This is a genomic window from Streptococcus sp. 2154 (genome assembly GCF_013277255.1).
Lineage (GTDB): Bacteria > Bacillota > Bacilli > Lactobacillales > Streptococcaceae > Streptococcus > Streptococcus pseudopneumoniae.
Window position 1 is genome coordinate 334 of sequence record NZ_VMMK01000037.1, and the last position, 17,300, is coordinate 17,633.

The following is a 17,300-nucleotide window of genomic DNA, read 5'->3' on the forward strand; positions in this document are numbered from 1 at the left end:
AACAAGCTAAAGCGGCAGCGGACAAAGCTATCCAAGCCATTGACGCAGCAAACGACCAAGCAGGCGTGGACAAAGCGCAAGCAGACGGAATTGCCGCAGTAGCAGCAGTTAATCCAGTGGCTAAGGACAAAGCTAAGGAAGCGGCATTACCTAATACTGGTAGTCGATCAGATAGCACTACAGCTGCTCTAGGCCTTCTATCAATCTTTGGAGCAGTCGGTTTACTCTTTTCTAAAAAGAAAAAAGATGATGAAGAAGCTTAAGTAGATGATTCTATTTGATTCTCAATAGCCTTCACATGCAAAAATCTTTATCAATTAAAAAGAACTAGGGTAACCTACACATTAGCTGGATATACTCACCCTATAGCGGATAGTGAAGAAGCCTCTTTGCCAACTGTAGTAGATGGAAGTTAGCTAAGATTCAGAAAGGACAAATTTTGTCCTTTCTTTTTTGTCGTCCTTCTCTCTGTTGATGGATAGTAAGCGCGTCATAACAAGGTATCTATCATTCATGGAAGACCTCCTGTATACTATTAGTAAAGTAAAACTATTGGAGGATATTTTAATGCCACAACCTATTGTTCCTGTAGATATTCCACAATCTCGTCCTTTTGATTCTAAAAAGAGAAATGATAGTCTGCTTAAAATTCAGCAGAAAATCATTTAGAAGATAAGAAGAATGTTCGTCTCTTAGAAGCCAATCAGATTGAAGAATTAGGGTTTGAGATAGAAGTTTTATAAAAAATCAAAAAAATAAACAACAAAAACAAACACAAACTATTGACTTTTTCAAACAATAGTAGTATATTATGTTTGTGAGGACTAATTGACTGTTTTTTAAAGACAGCCAATACACTGCTGGAATCCAGCATAGAAAAAATAAAAAGGAGTATACAATATGTCTATTGTTATCGGTGCAGATGCTGCAGGTTTGAGATTGAAAGAAGTTGTGAAAGACTTCTTAGAAAAAGAAAACTTCCACCTTGTGGATGTTACAGCTGAAGGTCAAGACTTTGTTGATGTGACTCTTGCTGTTGCTGCAGAAGTAAACAAAGAAGAACAAAACCTTGGTATCGTGATTGATGCTTATGGAGCTGGTCCATTTATGGTCGCAACTAAGATCAAAGGAATGGTTGCTGCAGAAGTATCTGACGAACGTTCAGCTTATATGACTCGTGGCCACAACAACTCACGTATGATCACTATGGGAGCACAACTTGTTGGTGATGAATTGGCTAAAAATATCGCTAAAGGATTTGTTAACGGTCAATACGATGGTGGACGTCATCAAATCCGGGTCGACATGTTGAATAAAATGTGCTAATACTCTTCAAAAATCAAGATAATCTGTTGTCAGCTCATTTTAGCTAACCTCAGTTATGCTTGCAGCTCGCTTCCTAAGCTAATCTTGATTTTTCTTGAGTAGGGATAAATGATATTAGATTTATATAATTAATCGGAGGGAATAACTAATGAGAATTGCAATTGGATGTGACCACATCGTAACAGATGAAAAAATGGCGGTTTCAGAATTTTTGAAATCAAAAGGATATGAAGTCATTGACTTTGGTACCTATGACCATACACGTACTCACTACCCAATCTTTGGTAAAAAAGTAGGGGAAGCTGTAACTAGCGGTCAAGCTGATCTTGGAGTATGTATCTGTGGTACTGGTGTTGGTATCAACAACGCTGTAAATAAAGTTCCAGGTGTTCGTTCTGCCTTGGTTCGTGATATGACAACAGCCCTTTATGCTAAAGAACAATTGAACGCTAATGTTATCGGTTTTGGTGGTAAGATTACTGGTGAATTGCTCATGTGTGATATCATCGAGGCCTTCATCCATGCTGAATACAAACCATCTGAAGAAAACAAAAAATTGATTGCGAAAATTGAACACCTTGAAAGTCACAATGATCGACAAACAGACGCAAACTTCTTCACTGAATTCCTTGAAAAATGGGATCGCGGAGAATACCACGACTAAGAGGTGACCTATGATTTTAACAGTCACAATGAACCCATCCATTGATATTTCCTATCCCTTGGATGAGTTGAAGATTGATACTGTCAATCGTGTGGTGGATGTAACCAAAACGGCTGGTGGTAAGGGACTCAATGTTACCCGAGTACTTTCAGAATTTGGCGATTCTGTTCTTGCTACTGGTTTAGTGGGTGGCAAACTTGGTGAGTTTTTGGTTGAACATATCGATAATCAAGTAAAGAAAGATTTCTTCTCAATTCAGGGAGAAACTCGTAACTGTATCGCTATTCTTCATGGAGATAACCAAACAGAAGTTCTTGAAAAAGGTCCTGAAGTATTGGAACAGGAAGAAAAAGGCTTTTTGGAACATTTCAAAAAACTCTTGGAGTCAGTTGAAGTAGTAGCTATCTCAGGTAGTCTGCCAGCTGGTCTTCCAGTTGATTACTATGCGAGCTTGGTAGAACTTGCTAATCAAGCTGGCAAGCCTGTTGTCTTGGACTGCTCTGGTGCAGCACTTCAGGCGGTTCTTGAATCACCCCATAAACCAACAGTCATCAAACCAAATAATGAGGAATTGTCTCAACTTCTAGGAAGAGAAGTTTCTGAGGATTTGGATGAATTAAAAGAAGTCCTTCAAGAACCTTTGTTTGCAGGTATTGAATGGATTATCGTTTCGCTTGGTGCCAACGGTGCCTTTGCCAAACATGGTGACACTTTCTACAAGGTAGATATTCCTAGAATTCAGGTAGTCAACCCTGTCGGATCTGGAGATTCTACTGTAGCAGGAATTTCTTCAGGACTTCTTCATAAAGAATCGGATGCGGAATTACTCATCAAGGCAAATGTCCTTGGTATGCTCAATGCTCAAGAAAAAATGACTGGTCATGTCAACATGGCCAACTATCAAGCTCTATATGATCAATTAATAGTAAAAGAGGTATAAAATGGCTTTAACAGAACAAAAACGTGCACGCTTAGAAAAACTTTCTGACGAAAATGGTATCATCTCAGCTCTTGCATTTGACCAACGTGGTGCTTTAAAACGCCTCATGGCTCAACACCAAACAGAAGAACCAACAGTGGCTCAAATGGAAGAACTCAAAGTCTTGGTAGCAGATGAATTGACTAAATACGCTTCATCTATGCTTCTTGATCCTGAATATGGACTTCCAGCGACTAAAGCTCTTGATGAAAAAGCTGGTCTTCTCCTTGCTTATGAAAAAACAGGTTACGACACAACAAGCACAAAACGCTTGCCTGACTGCTTGGATGTTTGGTCTGCAAAACGTATTAAAGAAGAAGGTGCAGATGCAGTTAAATTCTTGCTTTACTATGATGTAGATAGCTCAGACGAACTCAACCAAGAAAAACAAGCTTATATCGAACGCATCGGTTCAGAGTGTGTAGCTGAAGATATCCCGTTCTTCCTTGAAATCCTTGCTTACGATGAAAAAATTGCGGATGCAGGTTCTGTAGAATACGCGAAAGTAAAACCACACAAAGTTATCGGCGCTATGAAAGTCTTTTCAGACCCACGCTTTAACATTGATGTTTTGAAAGTTGAAGTTCCTGTTAACATTAAATATGTTGAAGGCTTCGCTGAAGGTGAAGTAGTTTATACACGTGAAGAAGCAGCAGCCTTCTTCAAAGCTCAAGATGAAGCAACTAACTTGCCATACATCTACTTGAGTGCTGGTGTATCAGCTAAACTCTTCCAAGATACTCTTGTATTTGCCCATGAATCAGGTGCAAACTTCAATGGTGTTCTTTGTGGCCGTGCTACATGGGCTGGATCAGTTGAAGCATACATCAAAGATGGTGAAGCAGCAGCTCGTGAATGGCTTCGCACAACTGGTTTTGAAAACATTGACGAACTCAACAAAGTTCTTCAAACAACAGCAACTTCATGGAAAGAACGCGTGTAAGCAAGTCCTCCTAGGTTAGGAACATGAATCTAAAAAAATTTTAAAAAAAGTTGTATGTAAAGGTTTATAAATTAACTTACTTGTGCTACACTTAAATCACAAGTTAATATGAATTAGAAAGTAACTAGATGAAGTATAATAAAAATAAGGTATAGTTTATTTTACGAGCTAGGAAGGAATAATACGGAAACAATATTGCCAGAATAAACTATATTTAGACGCACATTTCAATTCGTTGTTTTATAAAAGGAGAAGATAAATGGCTACTAAAAAGAGTTTTAAAGCGTTAGTTGTAGGACTAGGTATTGTTTCAATATTCTCATCAGCCTTACCTATGGTTAGTCATTCTGTATTTGCAGATAGTGCCCTAACTAGAGTAGATAAAGCAAATGATATTGTTTTGAATGTTGATGGGAATAAATTTTATAATGTTTCGGTTTCAGAAGATATTGTAAATGCTGGTCAAATTTTGGAAGATTATTTTTATGTAGATAAATTTGGAAATATAAATTTAAAAGGTACTCCTGAAGAGCTAGCAAAAAATATTGGTATTTCTGTACAAGAAGCAAGTTTGATGTATGAAGCTGTAAAAGAGTTGCCTAACGTTTACGAAAGAGGTCCTGTAGGTTTTCGTTTCAATCTTGGTCCTCACGTGAGGGAGCTGGGTGGCTGGGCTGTAAAAACTGCTGTAGAAAATTATTGGACAGTTGCTGTAGCTACAGTAGAGGTGCCATTTGTAAACCTTGTTTACGCCATAGATTTACCTTAAAGGTTATTTCTTTATGAATAGTTCGTTTAAAAAAATAACCGTATTTTGTTTTATAGTTTCTTGTGTTCTTTGTTTATTAGATTTAATGAATTTTAAAAATGTAGCTACTTTTTTATTTTTCTGTCTTCCTGTTTTTGTTTTGATTTACAAAAATAAATAAAAACAGAGCCTCTGTTTGATGAATTTTAGAACATAGTTAAGTTTAAAAAAAGTTGTATGTAAAGGTTTACAAAATAACTTACTTGTGCTATACTTAAATCACAAGTTAATACAAGGTGAGTGTTACTAAGTAATATTAGGCATGATCACAGGTGAATTAGAAATCGGCTGATTTTCTAGTTCATTTGTGGTCATTTTTTATACTCATATACCTTTAAGATATAAAAGGAGGTTGACATGTATCGAATTCTAAATCCAATGAATCACAATGTCTCGCTTGTCAGAAATGATAAGGGAGAAGAAGTGATTGTAATTGGTAAGGGGATTGCATTTGGAAAGAAGAAGGGGGATTTGATTGCTGAACATCAGGTTGAGAAAATCTTTCGGATGAAGACCGAAGAATCGAGAGAAAACTTTATGGCTCTCCTCAAAGATGTTCCGCTTGATTTTATCACAGTGACCTATGAAATCATTGATAAGCTATCAAAGAAATATCATTATCCGATTCAAGAGTATCTCTATGTAACCTTGACAGATCATATTTACTGTTCTTACCAAGCTCTAGCACAAGGAAGGTACAAGGATAGTAATCTGCCAGATATTTCTGCTAAGTATCCTGTAGCTTTTCAAATCGCAAATGAAGCTTTTGCAATTTACCGTCAGAAGTTAGCAGATCATTTTCCTGAGGATGAAATTATTCGGATTGCTTATCATTTCATTAATGCCGAAGGTGAAAATGAAGTGGAACTTGTGGAGTCGATTGATAAGAGGAAAGAAATTCTCAGGAATGTTGAAGAAGTTTTGAAGGACTATGCAATTCAACGAACCAAAGAGAATAACCATTTCTATGATCGTTTTATGATTCATTTGAATTATTTCTTGGATTATTTAGACAGATCTAGAGATGATAACCAATCACTTCTGGATATGGAAGATCATATTAAACAATCCTATCCAAAAGCCTTCGAGATTGGTTCCAAGATCTATGATGTGATTACGCAACATACGGGTCTTGATTTGTATAAAAGTGAACGAGTTTATCTAGTTCTACATATCCAACGTTTATTGTCATAAAAATTATTTAAAATTATATAAGGAGAATTCTATCATGAATAGAGAAGAAGTAACATTGTTAGGTTTTGAAATTGTAGCCTATGCTGGCGATGCTCGTTCAAAACTATTGGAAGCCTTGAAGGCTGCTGAAGCTGGTGATTTTGTAAAAGCGGATAGCTTAGTTGAGGAAGCTGGTGCTTGCATCGCAGAGGCTCACCACGCCCAAACAAGTCTATTGACCAAGGAAGCTTCTGGTGAGGACTTAGCGTATAGTGTGACCATGATGCATGGCCAAGACCACTTGATGACAACTATCTTGTTAAAAGATTTGATGCACCACTTAATCGAACTCTATAAGAGAGGAGTTAAATAATGAATAAACTAATTGCATTCATCGAGAAAGGAAAGCCTTTCTTTGAGAAACTATCTCGTAATATCTATCTTCGTGCTATTCGTGATGGTTTCATTGCAGGTATGCCTGTTATTCTCTTCTCAAGTATCTTTATATTAATCGCCTTTGTACCAAACTCATGGGGCTTTAAATGGTCTGATGAAGTTGTAGCCTTTCTGATGAAACCTTATAGCTATTCTATGGGTATTCTGGCTCTCTTGGTAGCTGGTACAACAGCTAAGTCATTGACTGACTCAGTAAACCGGAGCATGGAAAAAACCAATCAAATCAACTATATGTCAACATTGTTGGCAGCAATTGTTGGTTTGTTGATGTTGGCAGCTGATCCTATCGAAAGTGGTCTAGCTACTGGATTCTTGGGGACAAAAGGTTTGCTTTCAGCCTTCCTTGCTGCCTTTGTTACTGTAGCCATCTATAAGGTTTGTGTTAAGAACAACGTCACTATTCGTATGCCTGACGAAGTTCCACCAAATATCTCACAAGTCTTTAAAGATGTGATTCCATTCACTCTATCTGTTGTTTCTCTTTATGCTCTTGACTTATTAGCACGTTATTTTGTTGGTTCTAGTGTGGCAGAATCAATCGGTAAATTCTTCGCACCACTCTTCTCAGCAGCAGACGGATACCTTGGTATTACCATTATCTTTGGTGCCTTTGCCTTCTTCTGGTTTGTTGGGATTCATGGTCCATCTATCGTTGAACCAGCTATCGCAGCTATTACCTATGCCAATGCCGAAGTTAACTTGAACCTTCTCCAACAAGGGATGCATGCAGACAATATTCTTACTTCTGGTACACAAATGTTTATCGTTACCATGGGTGGTACAGGTGCGACATTGGTCGTTCCATTTATGTTCATGTGGTTGACAAAATCGAAACGTAACCGTGCAATCGGACGTGCTTCAGTAGTTCCTACCTTCTTCGGTGTAAATGAACCAATCTTGTTTGGTGCACCACTTGTATTAAATCCAATCTTCTTCATTCCATTTATCTTTGCTCCAATCGCAAACGTATGGATTTTCAAATTCTTTATTGAAACTCTTGGAATGAACTCATTCACTGCTAATCTACCATGGACAACTCCAGCTCCACTAGGTCTAGTTCTTGGAACTAACTTCCAAGTGCTATCATTCATTCTTGCCGCCCTTCTAATTGTGGTTGACGTAGTCATTTACTACCCATTCCTTAAAGTATATGATGAACAAATTCTAGAAGAAGAACGTTCAGGTAAATCTAATGATGAATTGAAAGAAAAAGTTGCTGCAAACTTCAACACTGCAAAAGCGGATGCTATTCTTGAAAAAGCGGGTGTAGAAGCAGCACAAAATAAAATCACTGAAGAAACAAATGTCCTCGTTCTCTGTGCTGGTGGAGGGACAAGTGGTCTCCTTGCAAATGCTTTGAACAAGGCAGCTGCGGAATACAATGTTCCTGTGAAAGCAGCAGCAGGTGGCTATGGTGCTCACCGTGAAATGTTACCAGAGTTTGATCTAGTTATCCTTGCCCCTCAAGTTGCCTCAAACTTTGAAGACATGAAAGCAGAAACTGATAAACTTGGTATTAAACTTGCGAAAACAGAAGGCGCTCAATACATCAAATTAACTCGTGATGGAAAAGGTGCTCTTGCATTTGTACAAGCGCAATTCGATTAAGGCTAGGGACTCTGAAATAGTCTCCTATCGTTACGGAAATCGCTATGGCGAATTTCCTAATCGCCTTGTTAATTCGGTGACTTGGTACAAGAAGTGAGATGGAGAAGGATGGCTCACTGACTCCTCTCCTCTCACTTTTACTTTATTTAAATCAAGAAATAGGTGAAAGAAATGACAAAAACATTACCAAAAGACTTTATTTTCGGTGGCGCAACAGCTGCTTATCAAGCAGAAGGTGCTACACATACTGATGGAAAAGGACCAGTTGCGTGGGATAAATATCTTGAAGATAACTACTGGTACACTGCAGAACCAGCCAGTGATTTTTACAATCGATATCCAGTTGACCTCAAGCTGGCAGAAGAGTATGGTATCAATGGCATTCGAATTTCTATTGCCTGGTCACGTATTTTCCCAACCGGTTACGGTCAAGTAAATGCTAAAGGTGTTGAGTTTTATCATAATTTATTTGCAGAGTGTCACAAACGTCATGTTGAACCCTTTGTAACTCTTCATCACTTTGACACGCCAGAAGCTCTCCACTCAAATGGAGACTTCTTAAACCGTGAAAATATCGAACACTTTGTAGACTACGCTGCCTTCTGTTTTGAAGAATTTCCAGAAGTAAACTATTGGACAACATTCAATGAAATTGGACCAATCGGTGATGGTCAATACTTGGTTGGGAAATTCCCTCCAGGTATTCAGTACGACCTTGCCAAAGTTTTCCAATCGCACCACAATATGATGGTGTCTCATGCGCGTGCAGTTAAGCTATATAAAGATAAAGGCTATAAAGGCGAAATTGGTGTTGTTCACGCTCTGCCAACCAAGTATCCTTTGGATCCTGAAAATCCTGCAGATGTTATTGCGGCAGAGTTGGAGGACATTATCCATAATAAATTCATCTTGGATGCAACCTATCTGGGTCACTACTCTGAAAAGAGCCTGGCAGGGGTAGAGGCTATCTTGGCTGCCAATGGTGGTAGCTTGGATCTTCGTGAAGAAGATTTTACAGCATTAGAAGCAGCAAAAGACTTGAATGATTTCCTTGGAATCAACTACTATATGAGTGACTGGATGGAAGCCTTTGATGGCGAAACTGAAATCATCCATAATGGTAAGGGTGAGAAAGGAAGCTCTAAATACCAAATCAAAGGTGTTGGTCGTCGTGTAGCTCCTGATTATGTGCCACGTACGGATTGGGATTGGATTATCTACCCTCAAGGTTTGTATGACCAAATCATGCGCGTGAAGAAAGATTATCCCAACTACAAGAAGATTTACATCACTGAAAATGGTCTCGGCTATAAAGATGAGTTCGTCGATAACACTGTTTATGATGATGGACGTATTGATTATGTCAAACAACACTTGGAGGTCTTGTCTGATGCGATTGCAGATGGAGCGAATGTAAAAGGTTACTTCATTTGGTCATTGATGGACGTCTTCTCTTGGTCAAACGGTTATGAGAAACGTTATGGTCTCTTCTATGTAGACTTTGAAACTCAAGAACGTTATCCGAAGAAATCAGCTCACTGGTACAAGAAAGTAGCGGAAAGTCAGATTATAGACTAGTAGAATTAGTCATTAGATATAGAATTCTAGTGAGGAAAAAAGATGTTCAAAAATTTTATCCAATCTATTTATGAAAAAGTTTATATTATTAACTTTGAAAAATGTTCTCAAATACCGTGTTTGACGAATGAAGAATTGAAAAGTCTTGGAAAATGGTATGTCTCGACCGGTAAAGAATGGATTTGTCATTCAGATTATGAGCTGGAAGAATTTAAAAATTTATTTTTAAATTTTATCAATCCTGAAGAACGGGATACTATCTCCTTTGATTCAGATTTTATGCCGTTTCAACAATCGTAGCCAATTTCTCAAAAAAGTTAAATCTTATATCTAGTACTCTGCAAAACTCTTATCTAATCACGTTGCTTATACTCAATGAAAATCAAAGAGCAACTTTAAACTAGAAAGCGAGTCGCAGGTTTCTCAATGCATAGCTTTGAGGTTGCAGATAAAGCAATTGGGCAAAAAGTCTTTAACGCAGAAAAACGCATAATATCAGGTGTTGAAAAACTTGATACTATGCGTTTTATTGCGGGAAGATTTACTTCTGAAATTGAGTTGTTACCCAGAATCTTTCAGTTTATTAAGGCTTGATGACTTTAGTAAGTTTAGATAGTTCAAAAAGGATTGAATCACTTAGTTTAGAATCTGAAACAATAGTATCAAGATTTGATACATTATAAAAAGTATAAAAATCAAACTTATTGAACTTACTATGATCTGCGAGTAAATATTTTTTATTAGAATTATTTAAAGCGATGCGTTGAGCCTCTCCCTCTTCCTCGCTAAAAGTAGCTAGAGCTCCGTTTTGAATACCATTACAGCTAACGAAAGCTTTAGAAAATTGGAGATTAGAGAGATTTTGTAGGGTCAATGTGCCAACAAAAGCACCTGTAATATCGCGATAATTTCCACCTATCAAAATCAAATCTGTTAATTTTCGTTCGCTTAAAATTAGAAAGACAGGTAGACTGTTGGTCACGACGCGGATATTGTCAATAGGCAATTCGCGCGCAAAAAATTCTAATGTTGTTCCTGGTCCAATAAAAATAGTTTCTCTTTCTTCTACTAGACTGCCTGCAAAACGGGCTATTTCTTGTTTTTCTGCCGTTTGGAGGGCTTGTTTTTCAATATTTGATCGCTCATTAGTCAAAAGGGAGTTGGTTCGAAGTTTTTCAGCTCCACCATGCACACGAATCAGCAAATCTTTATCAGCTAATTCCTGTAAATAGCGCCTTGCAGTCATATCTGAAACGGCTATTTCGTCCATAATCTGTTTAACCGTTATGGTTCCTTTACTATTTACTGTTTCTAAAATTTTGGTTAATTTTTCTTGTTTGAGCATATTATCACCTCGTTTCCTACTACTATCTTACCATAAACTAGCTCATCATTCAAATACAAAAACAACAAAATAAAACAAAAACAAAAATATCGAGGTTTATTTTCAAAACTTTCGATATTTTTATTAAGTTATGATTTTGTTGTTTCTAGTTTACTTTTTATGATTGAGAGTGGTGGAGAATTATACTCAATGAAAATCAAAGAGCAAACTAGGAAGCTAGCCGTAGGTTGCTCAAAACACAGTTTTGAGGTTGTAGATAAGACTGACGAAGTCAGTGAGCATATCTACGGCAAGGCGAAGCTGACGTGGTTTGAAGAGATTTTCGAAGAGTATTAGTCCAAACCGTAGTTGTAGTCATCATCTTGCATGGCTTCAACTTCGCCAAGAAGGTAACCATTTCCGACTTGAGAGAAGAAGTCATGGTTGGAAGTTCCTGTTGAAATACCGTTCATAACGATTGGGTTGACATCTTCAGCTGAATCTGGGAAAAGTGGATCTTGTCCCATGTTCATGAGAGCTTTATTGGCATTGTAGCGAAGGAAGGTTTTAACCTCTTCAGTCCAACCAACACCGTCATAAAGACTCTCTGTGTAGCCTTCTTCATTTTCATAAAGAGTATAGAGCAGGTCGTACATCCATTCTTTTAGCTTTTCTTGCTCTTCTTCAGGTAATTCATTGAAACCAAGTTGGAATTTGTAACCAATGTAGGTTCCGTGAACAGATTCATCACGAATAATCAATTTGATGATTTCCGCAACGTTGGCAAGTTTGTTGTTACCAAGATAGTAGAGGGGAGTGAAGAAACCTGAATAGAAGAGGAAGGTTTCGAGGAAAACGCTAGCAACTTTCTTTTCAAGTGGGCTACCGTTTAGGTAGATTTCGTTGACAATCTCAGCCTTCTTTTGTAGGTAAGGATTGGTATTGGTCCATTCGAAAATTTCTTCAATCTCAGCCTTAGTATTCAAGGTAGAGAAGATTGATGAGTAAGATTTAGCGTGGACAGATTCCATAAATTGGATGTTATTGAAAACAGCTTCCTCATGTGGTGTACGGATGTCTGCGCGAAGGGCTTGAACCCCAGTTTCAGATTGCATAGTGTCGAGAAGGGTTAAACCACCAAAAACTTTTCCGACCAAGTCTTTCTCTTTGTTAGATAGCTTTCTCCAGTCATCCAAGTCATTTGACAAGGGAATACGTGTATCGAGCCAGAATTGCTCTGTCAGCTTTTCCCAAGTTGATTTGTCGATGACATCTTCGATGGCATTCCAGTTAATGGCTTTATAGTAAGTTTCCATTTGAAATCTCTTTCTGTGTTTAGTATTGCGAACTCACAATTATTCTATTTTACCATAATTCTATAGGAGTATCGCACAAAAAGTCGGAATCCCGACTTTTAAAATGTTACATAAATTATGTTATGACATAGTAGATTTGATTTTATCAGTGCTGCTTAGGGAAAAATAGTGTTTCTATGCTAGAAACTAAATCACACAGCTTTCACATTGGTTGGCACCGACTTCTCCACCGTCATCTGTAAAGGTGCGGACGTAGTAGATAGACTTGATTCCCTTGTTAAAGGCATAGTTACGAAGGATGGACAAGTCACGTGTCGTTTGTTTATTTTCCCTCTTCCATTCGTAAAGGCCTTTTGGAATGTCACTGCGCATGAAGAGGGTGAGTGAAAGTCCTTGATCCACGTGTTCAGTCGCAGCAGCGTAAACATCGATGACTTTACGCATATCCATATCGTAGGCAGAAGTGTAGTAAGGAATGGTTTCTGTAGACAAGCCAGCAGCAGGGTAGTAGATTTTACCAATTTTCTTCTCTTGGCGTTCTTCGATACGTTGCGTAATCGGGTGGATAGAAGCAGAAACGTCGTTGATATAGCTGATAGAACCATTTGGCGCTACAGCAAGGCGATTTTGGTGGTAAAGACCATCTGCTTGAACCTTGTCGCGAAGTTCAGCCCAATCAGCAGCACCAGGGATAAAGACATCTTTGAAGAGTTCTTTAACACGGTCTGATTTTGGAACAAACTCGCCAGTCACATACTTGTCGAAGTAGCTTCCGTTAGCATAGTCTGATTTTTCAAAGTTGTGGAAGGTAATACCACGTTCACGCGCGATATTGTTTGACTCAACCAAGGTCCAGTAGTTCATAAGCATAAAGTAGATGCTTGTAAATTCAACAGACTCAGGTGATCCATATTCAATCAATTGTTGGGCAAGGTAGCTGTGCAGTCCCATGGCACCAAGTCCAAAGGTGTGAGCTTGGCTATTTCCATGGTCGATGGTAGGAACAGCTACGATGTGTGAACTATCTGTAACGAAAGTAAGGGCACGAACCATAGCACGGATAGAACGACCAAAATCAGGTGAAGTCATCATGTTAACCACGTTGGTTGAACCAAGGTTACATGAAACATCTGTTCCCATTTGAAGGAATTCTTGAGCATCGTTGATCAAGCTTGGTTCTTGGACTTGAAGAATCTCAGAACACAAGTTACTCATGATAATCTTACCATCAACAGGATTTGCACGGTTAGCCGTATCAATGTTGACTACATAAGGGTAGCCAGACTCTTGTTGCAATTTAGAGATTTCAGTTTCCAAATCACGCGCCTTGATTTTTGTCTTGCGGATGTTTGGATTTGCGACCAATTCATCGTATTTTTCAGTAATGTCGATGTAGTTGAATGGCACACCGTATTCTTTTTCTACAGAGTAAGGACTGAAGAGGTACATTTCTTCATTTTTACGAGCCAATTCGTAGAATTTATCAGGTACTACAACACCAAGTGATAGGGTTTTGACACGAACTTTTTCATCGGCGTTTTCTTTCTTAGTTGAAAGGAAGGCGATGATGTCTGGGTGAAAGATGTTGAGGTAGACAACACCGGCACCTTGACGTTGCCCCAATTGGTTGGAGTAAGAGAAGCTGTCTTCGAAGAGTTTCATAACTGGCACAACCCCAGAGGCTGCTCCTTCATAACCCTTGATAGGTGCACCAGCTTCACGAAGGTTGCTGAGGGTAATTCCCACACCACCACCAATACGTGAAAGTTGAAGAGCTGAGTTGATAGAACGTCCGATAGAGTTCATATCATCCGTCACTTGGATTAGGAAACAAGATACTAACTCCCCACGGCGAGCACGTCCAGCATTCAAGAAGGAAGGAGTAGCAGGTTGGTAGCGTTGGTGGATGATTTCATTGGCAATATCGATTGCAACAGCTTCATTCCCATCAGCGAAATAAAGGGCGTTGAAGAAGACACGGTCTTCCATATTTTCAAGATAGTATTCACCGTCATTAGTCTTTAAGGCATATTGATTGTAAAATTTATAAGCTGCCATGAATGACTTGAATTGGAAGTTTTGGTCTTTGATAAATTGAGCCAATTCTTCCAAGAACTCTGGACGGTATTTCTTGATAAAGGCTGTTTCGATGTAGTTGTGTTTAATGAGGTAATTGATTTTGTCTTTGATTGAATCAAAAACCATAGTGTTTGGAACTACATTTTCTTTAAAGAAAGCATCCAAGGCTTCCTTATCTTTATGAAGCATGATTTGTCCATTAACAGGACGGTTAATTTCGTTATTAAGACGGAAGTAAGTCACGTCTTCAAGATGTTTTAATCCCATAAAATTTCCCTTATCTAATTACAAAAGAAAGGCTTCTAAGTTAGCCCTAAAAGCAGTTTCTTCTGGATGATGTACTAAGATTATGCTAATTGTTTCAGTTTTCCTGGTTGGAAACCTGAAAAGACTTCAGTTGGTGTTTGGATAACAGGAGCTGCGCTAAAACCGAGCTCTTTAACTTGATCGACGTACTCAGGTTGCTCATCAAGATTGATTTCACGATAAGAGACATTATTACTGTCCAAGAAACGTTTGGTCATCTTACATTGGACACAGTTGTTTTTAGAATAAACGGTTACCATTGTGTAACTCCTCTTCAAAATTTAATACTATCCTAGTATATCAGAAAATAAAATTTTGTCAATGATTTGAACTAAATATAGTGGTGTTCTTTTGTTGTTTTTATATATAAACACAATATATAGTGTTTGTATTGTGAAATAGCAATGATTATCCTATAAATTGTTTTTGAAGAAACTATATCCTGTGTTTTGTTATCTAGGATAGAAGATTTTCAGCAAGTTATCTGAAAGGAAATTGAAGGAAAATCCAGAAAATGCTTGAAAAAAATCCTAGAAGATGGTATAATACTAAATTGTAAGGGTTATCACATATAACTCAAAAAAAGAAAGAACAAAAGGAGAGTCAAACTATGGCTTCTAAAGATTTCCACGTAGTGGCAGAAACAGGTATTCACGCACGTCCAGCAACATTGTTGGTACAAACTGCTAGCAAATTTGCTTCAGATATCACTCTTGAGTACAAAGGTAAATCAGTTAACCTTAAATCAATTATGGGTGTTATGAGTCTTGGTGTTGGTCAAGGTGCTGACGTAACTATCTCAGCTGAAGGTGCAGATGCAGATGACGCTATCGCTGCAATCTCAGAAACAATGGAAAAAGAAGGATTGGCATAAGGGAAATGACAGAAATGCTTAAAGGAATCGCAGCATCTGACGGTGTTGCAGTTGCAAAAGCATATCTACTCGTTCAGCCGGATTTGTCATTTGAGACTATTACAGTCGAAGATACAAACGCAGAAGAAGCTCGCCTTGATGCCGCTCTACAGGCATCACAAGACGAGCTTTCTGTTATTCGCGAGAAAGCAGTAGGTACGCTCGGTGAAGAAGCAGCTCAAGTTTTTGATGCTCACTTAATGGTTCTTGCTGACCCAGAAATGATCAGCCAAATCAAGGAAACTATCCGTGCGAAGAAAGTGAATGCAGAAGCAGGTCTGAAAGAAGTTACAGATATGTTTATCACTATCTTTGAAGGCATGGAAGACAACCCATACATGCAAGAACGCGCAGCGGATATCCGCGACGTGACAAAACGTGTATTGGCAAACCTTCTTGGTAAAAAATTGCCAAACCCAGCTTCTATCAATGAAGAAGTGATTGTGATTGCGCATGACTTGACTCCTTCAGATACAGCTCAATTGGACAAAAACTTTGTAAAAGCTTTTGTAACCAACATTGGTGGACGTACAAGCCACTCAGCTATCATGGCACGTACACTTGAAATTGCTGCTGTATTAGGTACAAATAACATCACTGAAATCGTTAAAGACGGTGACATCCTTGCTGTTAACGGGATCACTGGAGAAGTGATTATCAACCCAACAGATGAACAAGCGGCAGAATTTAAAGCAGCTGGTGAAGCCTATGCGAAACAAAAAGCTGAATGGGCACTTTTGAAAGATGCTCAAACAGTGACTGCTGACGGTAAACACTTCGAGTTGGCAGCTAACATCGGTACTCCAAAAGACGTTGAAGGTGTTAACAACAACGGTGCAGAAGCTGTTGGACTTTACCGTACAGAGTTCTTGTACATGGATTCTCAAGACTTCCCAACAGAAGATGAGCAGTATGAAGCGTATAAGGCTGTTCTTGAGGGAATGAATGGTAAACCAGTGGTTGTTCGTACAATGGATATTGGTGGAGATAAGGAACTTCCTTACTTCGATATGCCACACGAAATGAACCCATTCCTTGGATTCCGTGCCCTTCGTATCTCTATTTCTGAAACTGGAGATGCAATGTTCCGTACACAAATCCGTGCCCTTCTTCGTGCTTCTGTTCATGGTCAATTGCGTATCATGTTCCCAATGGTTGCCCTCTTGAAAGAATTCCGTGCAGCTAAAGCAGTTTATGAAGAAGAAAAAACAAATCTTCTTGCTGAAGGAGTTGCAGTTGCGGATGACATCCAAGTTGGTATCATGATTGAAATTCCTGCAGCAGCTATGCTTGCAGACCAATTTGCAAAAGAAGTTGACTTCTTCTCAATTGGTACAAACGACTTGATCCAATACACAATGGCGGCAGACCGTATGAACGAGCAAGTTTCATACCTTTACCAACCATATAACCCATCAATCCTTCGATTGATCAATAACGTTATCAAGGCAGCTCACGCTGAAGGTAAATGGGCTGGTATGTGTGGTGAGATGGCTGGTGACCAAACAGCTGTTCCACTGCTTGTCGGAATGGGCTTGGATGAGTTCTCTATGTCAGCAACATCTGTCCTTCGTACACGTAGCTTGATGAAGAAATTGGATACTACTAAGATGGAAGAGTACGCTAACCGTGCCCTTACAGAGTGTTCAACAATGGAAGAAGTTCTTGAACTTCAAAAAGAATACGTTAATTTTGATTAATGTGATTAACCTTGTAACCTAGTTGCAAGGTTTTTTGGGCGCATTTTGGAAAAGTATGGTCTAATACTCTTTCAAAATCTCTTCAAACCACGTCAGCGTCGCCTTAACGTAGATATGCTCACTGACT

General features: G+C 38.6%; 19 protein-coding genes and 1 pseudogene. 16 read left to right on the forward strand and 4 right to left on the reverse strand.

Annotation, left to right across the window (positions count from 1 at the left end):
- The 13 genes and pseudogenes from HT693_RS07155 to HT693_RS07215 form a co-directional block, all read left to right on the forward strand.
- The coding region (locus HT693_RS07155) for an LPXTG cell wall anchor domain-containing protein (protein WP_172925070.1) at positions 1-263 on the forward strand (263 nt) is incomplete at its 5' end.
- A gap of 396 nt (positions 264-659) precedes the next feature.
- Positions 660-743: pseudogene (locus HT693_RS07160) on the forward strand (aldose epimerase); the annotation flags it as partial.
- A gap of 157 nt (positions 744-900) precedes the next feature.
- Positions 901-1,326, forward strand: coding sequence for a galactose-6-phosphate isomerase subunit LacA (lacA, locus tag HT693_RS07165; protein ID WP_000029273.1), 426 nt, complete (start codon positions 901-903; stop codon positions 1,324-1,326).
- Positions 1,327-1,474: 148 nt separating this feature from the next.
- Positions 1,475-1,990: a galactose-6-phosphate isomerase subunit LacB gene (lacB, locus tag HT693_RS07170; protein WP_100104534.1), complete on the forward strand. Its 516-nt coding sequence runs from the start codon at positions 1,475-1,477 to the stop codon at positions 1,988-1,990.
- 10 nt (positions 1,991-2,000) lie between these two features.
- The gene (locus HT693_RS07175) at positions 2,001-2,930 is read left to right on the forward strand and encodes a tagatose-6-phosphate kinase (protein WP_172925071.1); all 930 of its coding nucleotides are present in this window, start codon (positions 2,001-2,003) and stop codon (positions 2,928-2,930) included.
- 1 nt (position 2,931) lies between these two features.
- Entirely contained in the window at positions 2,932-3,912 is a 981-nt protein-coding gene (gene lacD / locus HT693_RS07180; RefSeq protein WP_001229114.1) for a tagatose-bisphosphate aldolase, read from the forward strand.
- 259 nt (positions 3,913-4,171) lie between these two features.
- The gene (locus HT693_RS07185) at positions 4,172-4,681 is read left to right on the forward strand and encodes a hypothetical protein (RefSeq protein WP_172925072.1); all 510 of its coding nucleotides are present in this window, start codon (positions 4,172-4,174) and stop codon (positions 4,679-4,681) included.
- Positions 4,682-5,077: 396 nt separating this feature from the next.
- Positions 5,078-5,914 (forward strand): transcription antiterminator, encoded by an 837-nt coding sequence (locus HT693_RS07190; RefSeq protein WP_172925073.1) that lies wholly within the window; start codon positions 5,078-5,080, stop codon positions 5,912-5,914.
- 34 nt (positions 5,915-5,948) lie between these two features.
- Positions 5,949-6,266, forward strand: a complete 318-nt coding sequence (locus tag HT693_RS07195; protein ID WP_172925074.1) for a PTS lactose/cellobiose transporter subunit IIA — start codon at positions 5,949-5,951, stop codon at positions 6,264-6,266.
- Positions 6,266-7,957, forward strand: a complete 1,692-nt coding sequence (locus HT693_RS07200; RefSeq protein WP_172925075.1) for a lactose-specific PTS transporter subunit EIIC — start codon at positions 6,266-6,268, stop codon at positions 7,955-7,957. The genes HT693_RS07195 and HT693_RS07200 overlap by 1 nt, the downstream gene beginning before the upstream one ends.
- A gap of 171 nt (positions 7,958-8,128) precedes the next feature.
- Positions 8,129-9,535 (forward strand): 6-phospho-beta-galactosidase, encoded by a 1,407-nt coding sequence (gene lacG / locus HT693_RS07205; protein ID WP_172925076.1) that lies wholly within the window; start codon positions 8,129-8,131, stop codon positions 9,533-9,535.
- Between the two features lie 42 nt (positions 9,536-9,577).
- On the forward strand, positions 9,578-9,835 hold the full coding sequence (locus HT693_RS07210; RefSeq protein WP_172925077.1) for a DUF3884 family protein: 258 nt from the start codon (positions 9,578-9,580) through the stop codon (positions 9,833-9,835).
- Positions 9,836-9,961: 126 nt separating this feature from the next.
- Positions 9,962-10,129 carry a hypothetical protein gene (locus HT693_RS07215; RefSeq protein ID WP_172925078.1) on the forward strand — a complete coding sequence of 56 codons (168 nt, stop codon included), beginning with the start codon at positions 9,962-9,964 and terminating at the stop codon, positions 10,127-10,129.
- Here HT693_RS07215 and HT693_RS07220 read toward each other — a convergent pair.
- Positions 10,119-10,880, reverse strand: coding sequence for a DeoR/GlpR family DNA-binding transcription regulator (locus HT693_RS07220; protein ID WP_000917605.1), 762 nt, complete (start codon positions 10,878-10,880; stop codon positions 10,119-10,121). The genes HT693_RS07215 and HT693_RS07220 overlap by 11 nt on opposite strands.
- A gap of 189 nt (positions 10,881-11,069) precedes the next feature.
- On the opposite strand from HT693_RS07220, the gene HT693_RS12065 reads away from it, so the two are divergent.
- Positions 11,070-11,216, forward strand: coding sequence for a hypothetical protein (locus tag HT693_RS12065; RefSeq protein ID WP_023933379.1), 147 nt, complete (start codon positions 11,070-11,072; stop codon positions 11,214-11,216).
- On the opposite strand, the gene nrdF is transcribed toward HT693_RS12065, so the two are convergent.
- The 3 genes from nrdF to nrdH all read right to left on the reverse strand — a co-directional run bounded on the left by nrdF (position 11,213) and on the right by nrdH (position 14,820).
- Positions 11,213-12,175, reverse strand: a complete 963-nt coding sequence (gene nrdF / locus HT693_RS07230; protein ID WP_000451369.1) for a class 1b ribonucleoside-diphosphate reductase subunit beta — start codon at positions 12,173-12,175, stop codon at positions 11,213-11,215. The genes HT693_RS12065 and nrdF overlap by 4 nt on opposite strands.
- Positions 12,176-12,361: 186 nt before the next feature.
- Positions 12,362-14,521, reverse strand: coding sequence for a class 1b ribonucleoside-diphosphate reductase subunit alpha (gene nrdE, locus HT693_RS07235; protein ID WP_172925079.1), 2,160 nt, complete (start codon positions 14,519-14,521; stop codon positions 12,362-12,364).
- An 80-nt stretch (positions 14,522-14,601) separates the two neighbouring features.
- Entirely contained in the window at positions 14,602-14,820 is a 219-nt protein-coding gene (nrdH, locus tag HT693_RS07240; protein WP_000259249.1) for a glutaredoxin-like protein NrdH, read from the reverse strand.
- A 350-nt stretch (positions 14,821-15,170) separates the two neighbouring features.
- On the opposite strand from nrdH, the gene HT693_RS07245 reads away from it, so the two are divergent.
- Together HT693_RS07245 and ptsP are read left to right on the forward strand one after the other, a co-directional pair.
- Complete coding sequence (locus HT693_RS07245) at positions 15,171-15,434, forward strand: phosphocarrier protein HPr (protein ID WP_000146947.1); 264 nt, start codon at positions 15,171-15,173, stop codon at positions 15,432-15,434.
- A gap of 5 nt (positions 15,435-15,439) precedes the next feature.
- Positions 15,440-17,173: a phosphoenolpyruvate--protein phosphotransferase gene (ptsP, locus tag HT693_RS07250; protein ID WP_138704880.1), complete on the forward strand. Its 1,734-nt coding sequence runs from the start codon at positions 15,440-15,442 to the stop codon at positions 17,171-17,173.
- Positions 17,174-17,300: the final 127 nt, after the last annotated feature.

What these genes read in the sequence shown, in the direction of transcription:
- lacA (WP_000029273.1), top strand. Translation starts at nt 901, where the DNA reads ATGTCTATTGTTATCGGTGCAGATGCTGCAGGTTTGAGATTGAAAGAA.
- lacB (WP_100104534.1), top strand. Translation starts at nt 1,475, where the DNA reads ATGAGAATTGCAATTGGATGTGACCACATCGTAACAGATGAAAAAATG.
- HT693_RS07175 (WP_172925071.1), top strand. Translation starts at nt 2,001, where the DNA reads ATGATTTTAACAGTCACAATGAACCCATCCATTGATATTTCCTATCCC.
- lacD (WP_001229114.1), top strand. Translation starts at nt 2,932, where the DNA reads ATGGCTTTAACAGAACAAAAACGTGCACGCTTAGAAAAACTTTCTGAC.
- HT693_RS07185 (WP_172925072.1), top strand. Translation starts at nt 4,172, where the DNA reads ATGGCTACTAAAAAGAGTTTTAAAGCGTTAGTTGTAGGACTAGGTATT.
- HT693_RS07190 (WP_172925073.1), top strand. Translation starts at nt 5,078, where the DNA reads ATGTATCGAATTCTAAATCCAATGAATCACAATGTCTCGCTTGTCAGA.
- HT693_RS07195 (WP_172925074.1), top strand. Translation starts at nt 5,949, where the DNA reads ATGAATAGAGAAGAAGTAACATTGTTAGGTTTTGAAATTGTAGCCTAT.
- HT693_RS07200 (WP_172925075.1), top strand. Translation starts at nt 6,266, where the DNA reads ATGAATAAACTAATTGCATTCATCGAGAAAGGAAAGCCTTTCTTTGAG.
- lacG (WP_172925076.1), top strand. Translation starts at nt 8,129, where the DNA reads ATGACAAAAACATTACCAAAAGACTTTATTTTCGGTGGCGCAACAGCT.
- HT693_RS07210 (WP_172925077.1), top strand. Translation starts at nt 9,578, where the DNA reads ATGTTCAAAAATTTTATCCAATCTATTTATGAAAAAGTTTATATTATT.
- HT693_RS07215 (WP_172925078.1), top strand. Translation starts at nt 9,962, where the DNA reads ATGCATAGCTTTGAGGTTGCAGATAAAGCAATTGGGCAAAAAGTCTTT.
- HT693_RS07220 (WP_000917605.1), bottom strand. Translation starts at nt 10,880, where the DNA reads ATGCTCAAACAAGAAAAATTAACCAAAATTTTAGAAACAGTAAATAGT.
- HT693_RS12065 (WP_023933379.1), top strand. Translation starts at nt 11,070, where the DNA reads ATGAAAATCAAAGAGCAAACTAGGAAGCTAGCCGTAGGTTGCTCAAAA.
- nrdF (WP_000451369.1), bottom strand. Translation starts at nt 12,175, where the DNA reads ATGGAAACTTACTATAAAGCCATTAACTGGAATGCCATCGAAGATGTC.
- nrdE (WP_172925079.1), bottom strand. Translation starts at nt 14,521, where the DNA reads ATGGGATTAAAACATCTTGAAGACGTGACTTACTTCCGTCTTAATAAC.
- nrdH (WP_000259249.1), bottom strand. Translation starts at nt 14,820, where the DNA reads ATGGTAACCGTTTATTCTAAAAACAACTGTGTCCAATGTAAGATGACC.
- HT693_RS07245 (WP_000146947.1), top strand. Translation starts at nt 15,171, where the DNA reads ATGGCTTCTAAAGATTTCCACGTAGTGGCAGAAACAGGTATTCACGCA.
- ptsP (WP_138704880.1), top strand. Translation starts at nt 15,440, where the DNA reads ATGACAGAAATGCTTAAAGGAATCGCAGCATCTGACGGTGTTGCAGTT.